This window comes from Burkholderia sp. YHN3-13 (assembly GCF_055810675.1).
In genome coordinates this window covers 216,914-233,528 of record NZ_JBVVNQ010000001.1, presented here as the reverse complement: position 1 = coordinate 233,528, position 16,615 = coordinate 216,914, and the positions used below count along the sequence as shown (strand labels likewise).

Below are 16,615 nucleotides of genomic sequence, written 5' to 3'. Positions count from 1 at the left end.
TCAGTGTTGCGCGCAGTCGACCGCGATGGGTTCGCCCGAGCGCTCCTCGTATTGCCGTTTGCGATCGGCCAGCAGCCAGTACACGCTGCCCGCGATCGCCGCGCCGAGCAGCCAGGAGAACGGTGTCATCGCACTGAAGGCCGGCACGACCGCGAGCGTGATCGAGATCAGCGCGGACGGCACGAGCGCCGCGAGCGCCTTGCGGTTCACGCCGCGCGTGTAGAAGTAGGCGCCGGTCGGCGCTTCGGTGTAGAGGTCGGGCACGTTCACGCGCTGCTTGCGCACGAGCCAGTAGTCGACCGTGATGATCCCGTACAGCGGGCCGAGCAGCGCGCCGAGGCCCGACAGGAAGTAGACGATCACGATCGGGCTGTTGTACAGGTTCCATGGCAGGATCAGCACCGCGATCGTCGCGCTGATCAGGCCCGCGCGGCGGAACGACAGGCGGTGCGGCGCGAGGCTCGTGAGCACGAAGGCCGGTGCGACGAAGTTCGCCATGATGTTCACCGCGACCGTCACGATCAGGAAGGCGAGGCAGCCGAGTACCAGGAACAGCTTGTTCGGCACCGTCGCGATGATCTCCGTCGGGCTGTGGATGATGTGGCCGTTCAGCTTGAACTGCGCGCCGGCCAGCACGAAGCTGATCGTCGCGAACACGAGGATGTTGACCGGCAGGCCCCAGAAGTTGCCGACGCGCACCGTCTTCGCGCTCGGCGACGAACGGGCGAAATCGCAGAAGTTGAGCACCAGCGTGCCGTAGATCGCGAGCCACAGCGAGCCGCCCGCGAAGATTTCCGTCCACATCTTCACGCCCGTCATCGGCTTGCCGATCGACATCGCGAGATGGCCGCCCGTGCGGCTGAACATCCACGCGGCGAGCGACAGCGTCGTGACGAGGATCACCGGGCCCGCGAGCCCCTCGTACTTGCGGACCATTTCCATCCCGTACGTGAGGATGCCGATCTGCACGAGCCAGATCGCGACGAACGTGATCCAGCCGAGCGTCGACAGCCCGAGGATCGCATTCTGGTCGAACGCGGCGAGGCCGGGCCAGATCGCGGTAAGCAGCACGCGCAGCACGACGGACGCGAGATAGGTCTGGATGCCGAACCACGCGATCGCGATCACCGCGCGGATCATCGCGGGCAGCAACGCGCCGTAGATGCCGAAGCTCATCCGGCTGACCACCGGGAACGGCACGCCGGTCTTCTGGCCCATGTAGCCGGTGAGATTCATGAAGCAGTACACGAGCACCGCGCCGATCGCGAGCGACGCGAGCATCTGCCAGCCCGACAGGCCGAGCGCGAACAGCCCGATCGCGAACGAGTAGTTCGCGATGTTGTGCACGTCGTTGGTCCACAGCGCAAAGATGCTGTAGCGGCCCCACGTCCGGCCTTCGGCCCGGGTCGGCGCGAGGTCGGGATTGTGCAGCCGCGGGCTCAGCGCGGGGTCGCGCGCGGCCGGATCGGTTCGATGCGATGCGTCGTCCGCGCCGAGCACGATGCCCGGGCGGTGGGTGGCTTCCAGTTGCACGCCGTTGTCTCCTTCCATGTGCGGGGCGCGAAACCGGTGGCGTGGGTACGCCGTGCCGGCCCGGGCCGCCGTGGACGTTATGTCTCGGATTTGTTCGCGAGTATGGAAGGCGGTCGCGACGATGGGAAATTAAATATTCGGCTGGGTGTCATTTGAAAAATGAATGGAGCGCGCGCGGCCGCGGCGGCCGGGCGGCGGCACGCAAATTGCGGGTCAGCGGGTTCCATCCACATCGACATCAGCGGAGGTGTCATGCAGCGATATTCATTTCGTCACGTATCGCGAGCCGTCTTCGCCGGCATCCTGATTGCGGGCCTGGCGGCGGGCGCGGGCTGCCAGAAGAAGGGCGACAACGGCGGCGGGGCCAGTTCGGACGCCGGCGCGACGGGCGGCATGTCGGCCGCGCCGTCCACCGTGCCGTCGGGCACGCCGAGCAGCGGAGCGGCCGGCAGCAGCGGCGCGAGCCTGCCGGGCGCGGCATCCGCGCCGGGCGGCGCCAGCGGCGGCTGACGAGCGCTTGACCGGACGGGCGGCGCGCCGGCTGCGTGCGGGTGTGCCGTCCGCTTTTTTGCGTGCGGCGCCCGGCGGCGTGCGTGCGCGTGGCCGGCCGCATGAAAGATTTGCAAGGACGGTTGTAGCGCTTTCCGGACCGGCGGCGACGGCATGACGCCGGCGCTGGCGGGCCGGGCAAGGAGGTGCGATGCAGAACGCGGAATCAAACCCGACCCCGGAAAAGCAACGGGAACAGATCGAGAAGAGCCCGGTGAAGACGCCGGCGGCGGGCGACATGCCGGATGCCGCGACCCAGGCCGCGCAGGTGGCGCGGCATCCGATGACGCCGGAGGCGATCGCCGGGAAAATGCCGACCGGCCTGCCGCCGATCGACGTCGACGCGCATGCGGTCGACAGCGGCGATCCCGTGCGCCGGGCCGCCGGCCGGATCGTCACGCTCGACAACGCGAACATGGCGATGACCGACAACACGGTCGATGTCGACGGCAAGGGCATGGAGGCGCGCACCGGTGCGTCGGAACTTCAGGACAACGTGATTTACTCGAACGCGTCGCTGGACGACGCAGTCGAGACGCCGGACGAAGGGCTCGCCGGGATCGAGAGCCGGCCGTCCGGCAACCTGCCGCAGATCGCGACGCGGCCGGGCTGGCGCGTGCGCCATGTTGGCGATGTCGATGTCGAACACGGCGACGGTACGCGCGCCGAGCACGTGATCCGTCTCGAGCGCGTCGACTGATGCGCGGGGCGCGGTCGCGGCGGCCGCCGCGACCGTCGGCGGTCCTTACTGCGGACCGAGCTCCTGCGCGGACGTATCGGCGTCGTTGCCCTGCGCGACGAGCACGTGAATGTCGTTCGGCGTCACGTCGCCGACCCCGCCCGAGGGAATCGTCAGCAGCAGCCAGTCGGCATTGTTGTTGATGGTCACCGGTGCGGTCTTGAGGATCGGCGACTTGCTGCCGGCCGTCGTGACGATCACCTGGTAGCTGCCGCCGTTCAGGTAGGTCGAATCCTGCGTCGTGGCCGGCACCGCGTTCTGGTAGGCTGCGCCCGCCATCGTCGGGCTTTGCGTCGTGATGTCGGTGCCCGGCGGGACGACGTACACGTCGACGTTCTGCGCGTTCGGCGACGCGTTGAAGCTGCGCACGCGCGCCTTGTCCGACAGCAGGCCCTTGTCGTACGGATCGTCGATCACGGAGATCAGCGACGTCGTGCTCGGCAGCGCGATCGTCGTGTAGTGATGGCCGTTCGACGCGCCGAACGATTGCGCGGCGATGGTCGTCGTCGTGCCCGAGACGTCGTAGCTCGCGTTTTGCGTACCGGAGTCGATGTCGTGATAGCGCGTCACGCCCTTGTAGGCGACGCCCGCCTGGTCGATCTTCGCATTCAGGTAGTAGTCGAGATTCGGGCCGGCCGGCACCGCGTTGATGAAGCGCGCCTGCGGCTTCGAGATGCCGAGTTCGGTGCCGGCGTCGTCGCCGCCACACGCCGCAAGCACGGAAACGATTGAGCACAGGGCCGCTACCGTTCGTATTGATTTCATGTTGTCCTCTCGTTCAGGGAACCTGCTGACGATGCGGGACCGCCGCGCGAAGCGTCGCGCGGTGCGCAGCGCCGGTTGAGGGAAGGATGTCGACCGCCGGGAAGGCGGACGCGGGGATGGCGCAAGCGATGTGCCTGTGCGGGGAATCCCGCTGGATGACGGCGGGGGCGCACGCCGGTGCGGCGGCGTGCGCGGGAGGGGCGGGGGGGGCGGGGCGGGTCGCGCGGCCGGCGCGGTTGTAAAAAAGACAGCGTCGCGCGGGCGACGCGATGCGTCAGCGGTTCACGAGCCTGGCCGGATACGCGAGCGCGAGTGCGCAGCCGACCACCATGCACGCGGCGAAGCCATACAGCCCCGCGCTCTGGGAATGGAACGTGTCGCGCAGCCAGCCGATGAAGTACGTGCTGCCGAACCCGCCGAGGTTCGCGATCGAGCACGCGAATGCGATCCCGCCGGCAGCGGCGGAGCCCTTCAGGAACGTCGACGGCAGTGCCCAGACGACCGGCATCGCGGCCGCCGCGCCCGCGTTGATCAGCGAGAACAGCAGCACCGTTCCGAGCGTGCCGTGCGGCGACGAGGCTGCGACCGCCAGTGCGAAGGCCGACACCATGAACGGCACGACGATATGCCAGCGGCGTTCGCGCACACGATCGGAGCTTGCGCCGCAGTACAGCGTGGCGAGCACGGCGGCGGCATTCGGGATCACCATCAGCCAGCCGATGTGATACGCGTCTTTCACGCCGGTGTCGCGCAGGATCGTCGGCAGCCAGAAACTCACCGCGTACAGGCCGAGCAGGACGCACAGGTCGATCAGGCCGAGCGCCCACACCTTCGGATCGGAGAATGCCTTGCCGAGCGCATGGCTCTTGTTGCCGGCGGGATCGGCGTCGAGATTCGCGCGCAGCGCGCGTTTCTCGTCGGCGTTCAGCCATTGCGCGGATTCGATGTTGTTGGGCAGCCAGCGCAGCACCGCGAAGCCGAGCAGGACCGACGGCAGCGCCTCGAGCAGGAACAGCCACTGCCAGCCGCCGAGCCCGTGCACGCCGTCGAACGCGCGCATGATCCAGCCGGAGATCGGGCTGCCGATCATGCTCGACAGCGGCAGGCCGACCATGAACAGCGCGACGATCCGCGCGCGGCGCGCATCGGGATACCACTGCGTCAGGTACAGCAGCACGCCCGGCAGGAAGCCGGCCTCGGCGGCGCCGAGCAGGAAGCGCACGAGGTAGAACTGCATCGGCGTATGCACGAACATCGTTGCACCCGACAGCAGGCCCCACGTGATCATGATCCGCGCGATCCACAGCTTCGCGCCGACGCGTTGCAGCACCAGGTTGCTCGGGACTTCGAACAGGATGTAGCCGCCGAAGAACAGGCCGGCGCCGAGGCCGTACACGGTGTCGCTGAACTTCAGCGCGTCGAGCATCTGGAGTTTCGCGAGGCCGATGTTGATGCGGTCGAGATAGGCCGCGAAGTAGCACAGGCAGAAGAGGGTGATGAGGCGCAGCGTGACCTTGCGATAAAGCGGGCCGTGCAGCGCGTCGTCGGCGGAAACGGCGGCGCTCGGGTGTGCGGTAGACATGGGACTGCCCCTGTTCGAGTGTGACGGATGAATGGGTGGCTCGATCGACGCGCGCGGTGTTTTCGCTGCGCCCCGGAGTCTGTATATCACGGCAATTAAATAGCGTACACACTAGAAAATACCGAATCGAACAGGCATGAATCCGGCCGCCGGGAGGAAAGCGTTTGCGAGTGAAAAACCGCGTTTATGACGCGGTTTTTGGCGATGTTGAGTGTGCGCTTAAAAGATCGATACGGGTACGGCGGCATGCACGAAATTCGTGCGTATGCGCTCAAAAAAGCAGTGTGTGCGCGAAAGCCGGCCATCACGCGCGAGTGTGCATGCGGCAGCCGCTGCGGACGCGCGCGGCGGCCGTCGAGCGGGTGCCGTGATCGGGCGATCCGCTGCTGCCGGAGGCAGCGTCGGGAGCTGGGCGTGCCCGATGCGGCGAATCCTGATGCACCGCAATGACGCAATGCTCCGCCCGCCGATTGCACCGATTTGAGGGTGTACACTGCTTGTCTTTCATTGACACGCGGCACGGGCCTGCACGTTCATGGCTTCTTCCAAGGATTCCTACGACTTTCACGACCAGGTCGGGCACCTGCTGCGCCGCGCGTATCAGCGGCACGTGTCGATCTTTCAGGAAGCGATCCCCGATTCGGACCTCACGGCCGCGCAGTTCGTGACGCTGTGCGCGGTCAAGGAGCGGCAGGCGTGCTCGCTGAACGACATCGTCAAGGCGACCGCGATCGACCAGGCGACGATCCGTGGCGTCGTCGAGCGTCTGAAGGCGCGCGCGCTGATCGAGGTGCTGCCCGACCCGAACGACGGCCGCAAGCTGCTCGTGCGCGCGACCGCGCCCGGCCTCGCGCTGATCGACCGCACGGTGCCGTTCGCGCGGCAGGTGACGGAGCGCACGTACGGCGCGCTCAATCCGGGCGAACGTGTCGCGCTGCAGTTCCTGCTGCGCAAGATGATGGAAGAAGACGGCGACGCGTGACATGCCGGCAGCGCGGGCCCGGCTTACGTCGCGCCCGCCGCGACGGATGCGCCGGCTTCGTCGGCGCGCATCAGCCGGCCGGCTTCGCGCAACGCGGCGCGCACCGTCTCGGGTGTGAACGGCGGCGCGTGGAACCGCACGCCGGTCGCATCGAACAACGCGTTGGCAACCGCGGCGGGGCCCGGCACCGACGCCGATTCGCCGGCGCCGAGTGGCGGCTCGCCCTGCCTCGGCATCAGGACGACTTCGACGTCCGGTACTTCCGCGAACGTCAGGATCGGATAGCCGGCCCATTCGCGCGACGCGACCTTGCCGTCCGCGAACCGCACGCGCTCCTTCAGCGTACGGCTCAAGACCTGGATCACATTGCCGTGGATCTGGTGGCGCACGCCATCCGGATTGATCATCGTGCCCGTGTCCTGGCCGACCCTCACGCGTTCGATGCGGATGTCGCCCGATACGCGATCGACGCTCAGGTCGACGATCCACGCCGACCACGCCGCGCCGAATCCCGGGAAGCGGCTGTGTACGTAGCGTGCGTAGGCGATGCCGCGGCCGCGCACATGCCGCGACCCGTCGTGTTCGTGAGGCGGGCGCCGCGCGCGCGGCGTCCAGTCCGCGCGGTCGGCCACGGCCTGCAGCAGCTCGGCGGCGCGCGCGTCCTGCAGATGGCGCAGCCGGAACGCGAGCGGATCGATGCCGGTCAGCGCCGCGCATTCGTCGGCGAATGCGTCGTGCGCGAACGAGTTCGGCAGCGCCGATACGCCGCGCAGCCATGACGCGCGCACGAGCGGCGCGAGATCCTCGCAGACGAAGCGGCGATGGGGGCTCGCATACGGCGACACGGCCGTGCGGTCGCCCATTTCGAACACGCGCGGCTCGGGCGCGATCGCGCCGGTCAGCAGCGCCGCGAGCAGCGGCGCGTCGTTCGACGGATAACGTGTCGTGAAGTCGTAGCCGAGCAGGCGGCCGTCGCGTGTGACGGTGCCGGTGACCTGCATCAGCTGGGCCGTGCCTTTCGGTTCCCACAGGTGCTCGTCCGCGCGGGACAACTGCACGCGCACCGGGCGGCCGACCGCGCGCGACAGCAGCAGCGCATCGCCGCACACGTCGTCCGCGCCGTTGCGGCCGTAGCAGCCGGCCGCATCCATCCGCACGACGTCGAAATCGGCTTCGTCGCGCGCGACGAGCGTCGCGAGGTCGTGGCGCAGCGACACGGGGTTCTGCGTGCCGGACCAGACGGTGATCCGCCCGTCGCCCGGTTCGCGATAGTCGGCGAGCGCGCAGGACGGGCCGATCGAGCCGTGCATCTGGAACGGCCACGCATAGGTGCGCGACAGCGTGATCGTGTCCGGTTGCGTTCGCGCGGCATCGACGTCGCCTTCGTCGAGCAGCACGCGGCGCGCGGCCGGCGCCGCGGCGATGGCGGCGGCCGGATCGTCGAGCGGCGGCAGCGCGGGATGCGGCCGCCACGTCACGCGCAGCTGGCGCGCCGCGCGGATCGCGTGTTCCTCGCGCTCGGCGACGACGCCGACGAAATCGCCGAGCGCGACGACGGCCACGAGCCCCGGCACGTCGGCCACCGATGCACGGTCGATGTCGACGAGCGACGTGCCGACGAATGCGCCGCTGTCGTGGCCCGCGTACGGCGGCCGCACGACGCGGCCGTGCAGCATGCCCGGCACGCGCATGTCGTGCACGAACGTGAGCTCGCCGGTCGCCTTCGCGGGCAGGTCGACACGCGGCGACGACCGGCCGACGATCCGGTAATGCGCGGGGTCCTTCGTGCGCGTAGTCAGGTCGAGCGTCAGCGCGATCCGGCGCGTGGCGACGAGCGCGGCGAACGTGATCGCCTGCCCGTCGGCCGAAATCGTTCCATCGTCGACGCTCAGGCGCGCCGCATCGACACCGAATCGCCCGGCGGCAAGGGCCAGCAGCGCATGGCGCGCCTGCGCGGCCGCGCAGCGCAGCGGCGTCGCGGAAATCTGGATCGTCGCGCTCGCGATGGTCGGGCCCTGGTTCGGTGTCGCGGCCGTGTCGCCGAGCACCATCGTCACGCGCGCGGCCGGCACGTCGAGTTCCTCGGCGACGATCTGCGCGAGCGACGTGCGGATGCCGGTGCCGAGATCGACGTGGCCGTTGAACGCGAGGATGCGGCCGTCGTCGAGAATCGCGACGAAGACTTCGGGCCATGCCGGCACGTAGGACGACAGGCTGCCCGGCTGGCCGGGGGCCGGCTTGACGGGCGGCGCGGGTGGCCGGATCACGGTCAGGCAGCCGTTGCGCGCGAGCAGTTCGGAGCGGTTCACGGGGGAGGTGTCCTGTCGGGGGCGGCGCGGCCCGCGGGCGGTGGCGTCGGGGAGCGTTCGGGCGGCGGCGTGCGTGAAGCGAATCTAGGCCGCCAAAAGCGCAGCGTCAATCGCGGGCGATGCCGGTGCCGCCCGCGACCGGTCGCGACTCAGCGCGTGCGGGTCGGTGCGGCATCGATCGCCGCGATCGCGTCGTCGAGCGGCAGCACGGCTGCATATTTCTGCTGCATGTCGAACAGGTTCGCGTCGTGCGGCGCGATCGCGCGATCGCCGACGCAATCGGCGAGCACCAGCGGACGGAAGCCGTGCGACATCGCGTCGACGACGCTCGCGCGCACGCAGCCGCTCGTCACGGCACCCGCGACGAGCAGCGTCTGTACCGCGCGCTGCGCGAGCCACGGCGCCAGCTGCGTGCCGAAGAACGCCGACGGCACGGTCTTGCGCACGACGAGTTCGCCCGGCGCGGGCGTGAGTTCGGGCACGATCGCGCTGTTGGGATGATGCTCGGTCAGCGTCGCCATGCCGGGCACCTTCAGCGAGAACACGTTGTCGTCGCTGCCGTCGTCGGCATACACGATGCGGCTGTGCGCGACGGGCCAGCCGCGCGCGCGGGCCAGCGCGAGCGCATGCGTCGTGCGTGCGATCGCGGGCGCGATGTTGCCGCCGCCGAACGTCGCGGGATCGGCGAAGCCGACCACGAAATCGACGATCAGCAGGCCGATGTTGCCGTGCGGCGGCAGCGGCGTGCCGAAACCCTGCTGGCGATACACGTTCGCTTCGGCGTGACGGGAAAGATCGTTCATGGTGTCGGGTGCTCGTCGGTCAGGCGGGTTGGTCGGTCACGCGGCCGTCGCGCACGACGGTTTCGCCGTCGAGTTCGACCGTGCAGCGGCGCAGCGGGATGTCGATGTGGCAGGTGGTCGTGCGCGTGCCGCCGCCTTCGTTGTTCGGGCCGAGCGAGAACAGGAAGTTGCCTTCGAACGCGCGCGCATCCATCCCGATCGTCGCCTCGCGGTCGTACAGCCCGAGCGTCGACCAGCGCGCGCGCGGCTGCAGCCCCCAGCCGATATGCGAAATCGCATAGCCTTCGGGATCGGCGAACGTTTCCATGTAGTCGCGCAGCAGGTCGGCGTCGACGCCGCCTTCGATGCGCGTCGCATAACCGCCCTCGACCGTCAGCGCGATCGGTTCGGTCACATAGTGCTTCTGCGGCAGCAGGATGTCGCCGCGATCGATCACGATCGTGCCGCGCGCGGTGCGATCGTTCGGGTAGGTCAGCGCGAAGCCGCTCGGCCAGTGGTCCCAGCGGCCCGGCGCGTCGACGAAGCCGTATTCGGCCGTCGGCGGGAATTCGCCGAGCGGGCACACGAGCGCGGTGCCGGCCGCCGACGTCACGCGCATCTCGCGGGCGGTGGCGATGGTCTTCGCGGCGGCGAGCACGCGCGTGCGGTCGGCCGGCGTCGGCACCATCCGCACGAGCACTTCGGGCGGCTCGACCGCGAGCAGGATCTTCGTGCCCGATTTCAGGATCGCGTGCTGTTCGGGCGAGAACAGCAGCGTCATCAGGTCGAGCACGAGGTCGCTCTCGCGCAGCGCGGCGATCGCGGCCTTGTTGCCGGTCAGCGGCGTCGTGCCGAGATAGGCGAGCGGGTCGCGGCTGAATGCCTTGTCGCCGTTTACCGGCGGCAGGTCGAGCCGGTTGACGATCGCGCCCATCGATTGCGTCGCGATCAGCGCGCACGACAGCGTCTGCGGATGGGTGGCCGCGCTCGTCAGGATCGTGACGGTCTGGCCCGGTTCGAGGCGCGACAGCGTGAGCACCTGCTTCCACGCGTCGATCAGTTGGGTATCGCTGACGGGCATCGTCGGCTCCGGTTATGGCGTGAAGAAAAGGGGCGGGCGTCGGGCGGTCAGGCCGCGAGCGGCGCGCCGAGGAAGTCGCCGAACGCCGCGTAGAAGCCCGCCGCGTTGTCCCATGGAATCATGTGGCCGGCGTCGGGCACGCGCACGTGCCGCATCGACGGCGTCGCGCGCTGCAGTTCGGCGACATCGTCGTCGCGCACCACGTCGCCGCGCTCGGCCGTGATCAGCAGCGACGGCACGGCCAGCTGCGCGGCATCCGCGTGGAAATCGTCGGTATGGAATCCCTCGTACGAAGCGCGCACCGCGCGTTCGTCGCAGGTATGCAGCCATTCGGCGCGCAACTGCAGTTCGGCATCGGTCCAGGTCGGACAGAACGCGCGCATCCCGTCGGCGTCGGTGCCCGCGCGGGCCAGCGCCATCGAGTCGATGTACCACGGCAGCTTGCCCGGATAGTCGCGGCGGTTCGGGCCCGAGACGGGCGGGTCGACGAGCACGACCGATTCGAGCCCGCGGATGCCGCGCCGCGTCGCGCGCGCGGCGATCCGCGCGCCCATCGAATGGCCGACGAGGCTCGTGCGCGGCAGGCCGAGCGCGGCGACCAGCGCCGCGATGTCGTCCGCCTGTGCATCGAGGCTGTAGTCGAGCGACGGCGACGCGTCCGACAGCCCGCGGCCGCGCACGTCGAGCACGTAGGTGTCGAATGCCGCGCCGAACGTTTCGCCGACGAAGCCCCACGTGATCGCGGGGCTCGTGATGCCGGGGATCAGCACGATCGCCGGGCGCGACGCGCGCGCGCCGGCCGTGCCGCCATAGCGCAGGTAGTGCTGGCGGATGCCGTTCGCGCGGATGTTCGCGCCGTAGAGGAAGGTCGAGGACATGAAGGGACTCCGTTCGAAGGGCGCGCTCAGTACGCGCCGGACAGCAGCGCGCCGGCGCCCGGCACGACGGGTTCGAGATCGAGCTCGCGCAGCATCGCGTAGGTGGTCGCGATCGCGGCCGTGACGACCGGCTTGCCCGTCATCGCCTCGACCTTCGCGACGGCCGGCAGCGACGGCATCTGCACGCACGCGGACAGCACGATCGCATCGGCATCCTGGTACGGCAGCGTCTTCACGATGTCGGGCAGGCGCGCCGGATCGTGGCGGCCGACGTCGAGATTGTCGGGAATCTCCAGCGCGCGGTAGGCGAGCACGTCGAAGCCTTCGTGGCGGATGTAGTCGACCACGAGTTCGGTCAGCGGCAGCATGTACGGCGCGACGACGACGATGCGCTTCGCGCCGATCACCTTCAGCGCGTCGACGAGCGCACCCGCGCTCGTCAGCACGGGCGCCCGCGCGCCGTTGTCGGCCGTGTGTTTCGTGAGGCGCGCCTGCGACACGCGGTGGTAGCCGTGCCCCATCGCCATGATCGCGACGAGGCAGGCATAGCCGAGCACGTCGACGCGCGCATCGCTCAGTTCCACCGCGCAGCGGTCGGATTCGGCATCCATTGCCGCGAGTTCTTCCTTGACGACCTTCTTCATCCGCATCCGGCTCGAATGGAACGTGAAGCGCTCGGGACGGATCGTTTCGCGCAGCCGCAGCATCGCCGGGATCTCGGTTTCCATCGTCGTGTTGGAACTCGGCACGATCTGGCCGATGCGGTAGGTCTTGCTCATGACGGGGGCTCCGTGTCGGTAAGGGAGGGCGGCACGCAGGTGCGGGATCGCCGGATGTCGAGCAAAGTCTAGTGTGTACATTTGAAAATGGCAATGGATCAAAATGAGGTCACGCGTGACATGCCTGTTTTTATAGATGGATATACGAGGAATTATTGGTGTTTTCCCGTATGTGACAGAGGCGCCAAACAATCCGCTTGTCCTGAATAAATTGAGTGTGTACGCTACATAAACGCCATTCAATCCGCCCGTATCCGTGCCGTGTTCGGCGCCGGGCCCACGATCAGGAGATCCGCATGAGCAAACCCCGTATCGCAATCATCGGCGCCGGTCTCGGCGGCACGGCCGCGGCTGCGCTGCTGCAGCGCGGCGGTTACGACGTCGCGCTGTACGAGCAGGCGCCCGCTTTTTCGCGCCTCGGCGCGGGCATCCATCTCGGCCCGAACGTGATGAAGATCATGCGGCGCATCGGCTGCGAGGACGCGCTGGAGACGATGGGTTCGCATCCGGATTGCTGGTACAGCCGCGACTGGCGGACGGCCGACGTGCTGTCGCAGATCCCGCTCGGCGATTACGCGCGCAAGACGTACGGGGCGAGCTACCTGACCGTGCACCGCGGCGATTTCCATGCATTGATGACGCAGGCGGTCACGCCCGGCACGATCCGCTTCGGCAAGCGGCTCGCGGCGGTCGAGGACACCGGCGATGCGGTGCGCCTGACGTTCGCCGACGGCAGCGTCGAGACGGCCGACATCGTGATCGGTGCGGACGGCGTGAATTCGCGGATCCGCGAGCATCTGCTCGGCGCGGAACCGCCGCGCTACACGGGTTATGTCGCGCACCGCGCGGTGTTCCCGGCGTCGCTGCTCGGCAACAAGCCGTACGACATGTGCGTGAAGTGGTGGTCGGAGGATCGCCACATGATGGTCTACTACGTGACCGAGAAGCGCGACGAGTACTACTACGTGACCGGCGTGCCGCAGGCCGAGTGGCCCGAGGGCGTGTCGATGGTCGACAGCAGCCGCGACGAGATGCGCGAGGCGTTCGCGGGTTTTCACGCCGACATCCAGCACCTGATCGACGTTTCGCCGTCGATCACCAAGTGGCCGCTGCTCGAGCGCGATCCGCTGCCGTTGTGGAGCCGTGGCCGTCTCGTGCTGCTCGGCGACGCATGCCATCCGATGAAGCCGCACATGGCGCAGGGCGCGGCGATGGCCATCGAGGATGCCGCGATGCTCGCGCGCTGTCTCGACGAAGTCGGCGTCGGCGACTACGCGGGCGCGTTCGCGCTGTACGAGGCGAACCGTGCGGCACGCGCGTCGAAAGTGCAGCGCGTGTCGCACAACAATACGTGGCTGCGCACGAACGAGGATCCGTCGTGGGTATTCGGTTACGACGTGTTCGACGTGCCGCTCGTCGCGCCGTCGCGCGGCAACGTGGCGGCCGCGGCTTGACGCGTCCACGGTGCCCGTGCCGGGCCGGCGCCTGGCCGTCGCGGGAATCGAGGCGCGCAGGTACGTGCGCATTTCGGCGTGTTATATGTCAGGGGCGCGCCGGCGGGTGCCAGCCGGCGGCCGTGCCCGCCGCCGGCCGTCACGGCCGGCACGCCGCATTCCGGATCCATTCAATGTCCCATCCCGCATCTCCGTCGCGGCCGCTGGCGTTTCGCGTGAACGGCACGCCGCATACCTTCGACGAGGCCGCACCCGACGCGCCGCTGCTGCTGGTCCTGCGCAACGACTGCGCGCTCAACGGCCCGAAGTACGGCTGCGGGCTCGGGCAGTGCGGGGCGTGCACGGTGCTCGTCGACGGGCAGGCCACCCGCTCGTGCGTCGTGCCGGCCGCCGCCGCGAACGGGCGCGACGTCACGACGCTCGAAGGGCTCGGCTCGCGCGACGCGCTGCATCCGATCCAGCGCGCGTTCGTCGACGAGCAGGCCGCGCAATGCGGTTATTGCCTGAACGGGATGATCATGAGCGCGAAGGTGCTGCTCGAACGCAACCGCGCGCCCGACGACGCGGCGATCCGCGACGCGTTGCGCTTCAACCTGTGTCGCTGCGGCACGCATCTGGAGATCATCCGTGCGGTGCATCGCGCCGCACGTTATCTGCGAGACGGCGATGAAGCGTGATGCGCGCCTGCCTGCGCAGCCGGAGCGCGCGGCGGCGCCCGACACGCGCGACGCAACTGCCGCCGAGGCATCGCATGCGCACCGCGCGCGCTACGAATGGCCGATCGGCGACGCGCACGCGCGTGCATCGTTCGATATCGAAACGCAGACCGCACGCGACGGGCGGATGATGGCCTGGCGCTATCGCGCGCAGGCGGCCGGCGCGGCTGGGCACGATGCTCGCGGGGCTGAAGACGCGCGAGCGGATGCGGGCCCGGCGTCGCCGTTCGTCTACCGGCACGCGCGGACGTCGATCGAGCTGGCCGATGCCGGCGCAGCGATTCCCGGCCACGCGCACGCCTTTGCCCGCGAATCCTTCGTCGACGAACTCGCCGGCGCGTTGCGGCGCGACCCGGTCGCGCTGCGGATGCAGCATCTCGATGCCGCGCGGGATGCGGGGCCGCGCGAGACCATCCGGATGGTCAGCGAGCGCGCCGCGTGGGGCGCACCGGTCGCGGCCCGCGCGACCCCGCCGTCGACGCTCAGCGGTCGCGGCTTCGCCTTCGACGGCGAGCCCGCGGCCGAATCCGGCGACACCCGTCATGACGGCGATCCGCACTGGTCCGCCTGGGTCGTCGATCTCGATGTCGACCGTGCGACGGGCGACGTCGCGGTGCGGCGCGTCGTGGCTGGACAGGGCGTCGGCGAGCCGGGCGACGCGTCGACGGTCGGCGTGCCCGCGTGGCAGATCGAAGCGGCGATTTCGCGCGTGATGGGGACGCGGCTGACCGCGCGTCCCGCGCATGACGAAACCGGGGCCGACGCGCAGCCGGACGCGATCGCGCTCGAGCTGGCTGTATCCGACGCAGCGGCGCCCCGTGCGCACGGCGAGCTGTCCGTACACGATGCGCGGCGGATCGAACAGGCGGCCGCGCCGGCCGCGGCTGCGATCGCGAACGCGCTGTACGACGCGACGGGCGTGCGTTTTCGTGCGCCGCCGTTCGATGCCGCGCGGATTCGCGCGGCGCTTGCGCAACCGGTGCCGGTCGATGCCGCCGGCGGGTTGCATGCGGGCCCGCGCCGCGCGTCGCGCTGGCGCCGCTGGCTGGCCGGCGCAGGGGCGGGCGGTGTGGTCGGCGGGCTGCTCGGGCTGGCGTGCGCGATCCTGCCCGGGCACGCGCCGATTGCACCGATTGCGCCCGGCGGCGCGGACGGCGCGATGTGGAGCGCCGCGACCCTCGAACGTGGCCGCCAGGTTGCCCTCGCCGGCGATTGCGCGGTGTGCCACACGGCGCCCGGCGGCGCGACCAACGCTGGCGGGCTTGCGCTCGATACGCCGTTCGGCACCATTTACACGACGAACCTCACGCCCGATCCGGAAACCGGCATCGGCGCCTGGTCATATCCGGCGTTCGCCCGCGCGATGCGAGAAGGCATCTCGCGCGACGGCACGCACCTGTACCCGGCGTTCCCTTATACGGCGTTCGCGAAGCTGAGCGAGCCCGACCTGCTCGCGCTCTATGCGTACCTGATGTCGCAGCCGCCGGTGAAGCACGTACCGCCGCCGACCAAGCTGCCGTTCCCGCTCGACCGGCGGCGTCTCGTTGCCGGCTGGAACTGGCTGTATCACGACGCGCGGCTGTTTGCGCCGGACCCGGCGCGCTCGGCGATGTGGAATCGCGGCAAGTATCTGGTCGACGGCGCCGGGCACTGCGGCGCATGCCATACGCCGCGCAACGCGCTCGGTGCGGAGAAGGGCGGCCTGGCCTACCTGTCGGGCGGCGAAGCCGAGGGATGGGGCGCGCCGCCGCTCGTCGCGTCGCCGGCTTCGCCCGTGCCGTGGACCGAAGGCGCGTTGTTCGACTATCTGCGCACGGGCTTCTCGGCGCAGCACGGCGTCGCGGCCGGGCCGATGGCGCCGGTCGTCGCGGGGCTCGCGGCGCTGCCCGAGCACGACGTCTGGGCGATCGCGCACTATCTGGCGTCGCTGTCGCCGCCCGTCGATGCCGCGCTCGCCGCGGACGCGGCGACCCGCCAGATGCGCGGCGCGGAAACCGTCGCGACGCTCGGCCTCGAGAACGGCCGCCGCGCGTTCGACGCGGCGTGCGCGGTCTGTCATGCGGAATCGGGCGGCGTCGGGCATTTCGGCGTGCGTCCGCTGATGGGGCTCAACACGAGCGTCAGCCAGGCGGCGCCGGACAACCTGCTGCGCGTGCTGCACCACGGGATCGCCCAGCCGGCGACCGACCATCTCGGCTACATGCCGGGCTTCGGCGAGGCCTTCGACGACCGCCAGATGGCCGAGCTGGCCGCCTACATCCGGGCGCGCTACGCGCCGGGGCAGCCGGCGTGGCGCAATCTGGCGGAAACCTCAGCGAGGATCCGCCAGGCGGGCGTGCATTGACCGTCGCACCGATGTGAGCGGCCGGACCGGCGTGCGGGCAGGGCGAAATGACCTGTCCGACGAAAACGGTCGCTGGCGATGGCTGTAAATCTTGCCTGAATCGGCCATCGTTTAACCATTCG

The 16,615-nt window shown here is 69.5% G+C and carries 14 protein-coding genes; 6 read left to right on the top strand and 8 right to left on the bottom strand.

Annotated elements, in window-relative coordinates:
- Positions 1 to 1,551: an NCS1 family nucleobase:cation symporter-1 gene (locus AC0KUR_RS01015; RefSeq protein WP_473375210.1), complete on the bottom strand. Its 1,551-nt coding sequence runs from the start codon at positions 1,549 to 1,551 to the stop codon at positions 1 to 3.
- 234 nt (positions 1,552 to 1,785) lie between these two features.
- Between AC0KUR_RS01015 and AC0KUR_RS01010 the strand changes: the two genes are divergently transcribed.
- Both AC0KUR_RS01010 and AC0KUR_RS01005 read left to right on the top strand, forming a co-directional pair.
- Positions 1,786 to 2,043 carry a hypothetical protein gene (locus AC0KUR_RS01010; protein WP_473375209.1) on the top strand — a complete coding sequence of 86 codons (258 nt, stop codon included), beginning with the start codon at positions 1,786 to 1,788 and terminating at the stop codon, positions 2,041 to 2,043.
- A 190-nt stretch (positions 2,044 to 2,233) separates the two neighbouring features.
- Positions 2,234 to 2,782: a DUF3005 domain-containing protein gene (locus AC0KUR_RS01005; RefSeq protein ID WP_034185879.1), complete on the top strand. Its 549-nt coding sequence runs from the start codon at positions 2,234 to 2,236 to the stop codon at positions 2,780 to 2,782.
- A 45-nt stretch (positions 2,783 to 2,827) separates the two neighbouring features.
- Here AC0KUR_RS01005 and AC0KUR_RS01000 read toward each other — a convergent pair whose 3' ends face one another.
- Together AC0KUR_RS01000 and AC0KUR_RS00995 are read right to left on the bottom strand one after the other, a co-directional pair.
- Positions 2,828 to 3,586, bottom strand: a complete 759-nt coding sequence (locus AC0KUR_RS01000; protein WP_034185880.1) for a DUF4397 domain-containing protein — start codon at positions 3,584 to 3,586, stop codon at positions 2,828 to 2,830.
- Between the two features lie 274 nt (positions 3,587 to 3,860).
- On the bottom strand, positions 3,861 to 5,168 hold the full coding sequence (locus AC0KUR_RS00995) for an MFS transporter (protein ID WP_473375208.1): 1,308 nt from the start codon (positions 5,166 to 5,168) through the stop codon (positions 3,861 to 3,863).
- A 535-nt stretch (positions 5,169 to 5,703) separates the two neighbouring features.
- Between AC0KUR_RS00995 and AC0KUR_RS00990 the strand changes: the two genes are divergently transcribed.
- Positions 5,704 to 6,150 (top strand): MarR family winged helix-turn-helix transcriptional regulator, encoded by a 447-nt coding sequence (locus AC0KUR_RS00990; protein ID WP_034185882.1) that lies wholly within the window; start codon positions 5,704 to 5,706, stop codon positions 6,148 to 6,150.
- A 23-nt stretch (positions 6,151 to 6,173) separates the two neighbouring features.
- Here AC0KUR_RS00990 and AC0KUR_RS00985 read toward each other — a convergent pair whose 3' ends face one another.
- The 5 genes from AC0KUR_RS00985 to AC0KUR_RS00965 form a co-directional block, all read right to left on the bottom strand.
- Positions 6,174 to 8,459, bottom strand: coding sequence for a xanthine dehydrogenase family protein molybdopterin-binding subunit (locus AC0KUR_RS00985; protein WP_473375207.1), 2,286 nt, complete (start codon positions 8,457 to 8,459; stop codon positions 6,174 to 6,176).
- Positions 8,460 to 8,608: 149 nt separating this feature from the next.
- Positions 8,609 to 9,262, bottom strand: a complete 654-nt coding sequence (locus AC0KUR_RS00980) for an isochorismatase family protein (protein WP_124609782.1) — start codon at positions 9,260 to 9,262, stop codon at positions 8,609 to 8,611.
- 19 nt (positions 9,263 to 9,281) lie between these two features.
- Positions 9,282 to 10,322: a 2,5-dihydroxypyridine 5,6-dioxygenase NicX family protein gene (locus tag AC0KUR_RS00975; protein ID WP_226226767.1), complete on the bottom strand. Its 1,041-nt coding sequence runs from the start codon at positions 10,320 to 10,322 to the stop codon at positions 9,282 to 9,284.
- A gap of 47 nt (positions 10,323 to 10,369) precedes the next feature.
- A complete protein-coding gene (locus tag AC0KUR_RS00970) occupies positions 10,370 to 11,200 on the bottom strand; it encodes an alpha/beta fold hydrolase (protein WP_069705069.1) in 831 nt (276 codons plus the stop codon).
- Between the two features lie 26 nt (positions 11,201 to 11,226).
- Positions 11,227 to 11,979 (bottom strand): maleate cis-trans isomerase family protein, encoded by a 753-nt coding sequence (locus AC0KUR_RS00965; RefSeq protein WP_034185887.1) that lies wholly within the window; start codon positions 11,977 to 11,979, stop codon positions 11,227 to 11,229.
- Positions 11,980 to 12,275: 296 nt separating this feature from the next.
- Between AC0KUR_RS00965 and AC0KUR_RS00960 the strand changes: the two genes are divergently transcribed.
- The 3 genes from AC0KUR_RS00960 to AC0KUR_RS00950 all read left to right on the top strand — a co-directional run bounded on the left by AC0KUR_RS00960 (position 12,276) and on the right by AC0KUR_RS00950 (position 16,493).
- Entirely contained in the window at positions 12,276 to 13,433 is a 1,158-nt protein-coding gene (locus AC0KUR_RS00960; protein WP_069705070.1) for an FAD-dependent monooxygenase, read from the top strand.
- Between the two features lie 173 nt (positions 13,434 to 13,606).
- A complete protein-coding gene (locus AC0KUR_RS00955; protein ID WP_034185889.1) occupies positions 13,607 to 14,110 on the top strand; it encodes a (2Fe-2S)-binding protein in 504 nt (167 codons plus the stop codon).
- On the top strand, positions 14,100 to 16,493 hold the full coding sequence (locus AC0KUR_RS00950; protein ID WP_473375206.1) for a c-type cytochrome: 2,394 nt from the start codon (positions 14,100 to 14,102) through the stop codon (positions 16,491 to 16,493). The genes AC0KUR_RS00955 and AC0KUR_RS00950 overlap by 11 nt, the downstream gene beginning before the upstream one ends.
- Positions 16,494 to 16,615 lie beyond the last annotated feature (122 nt).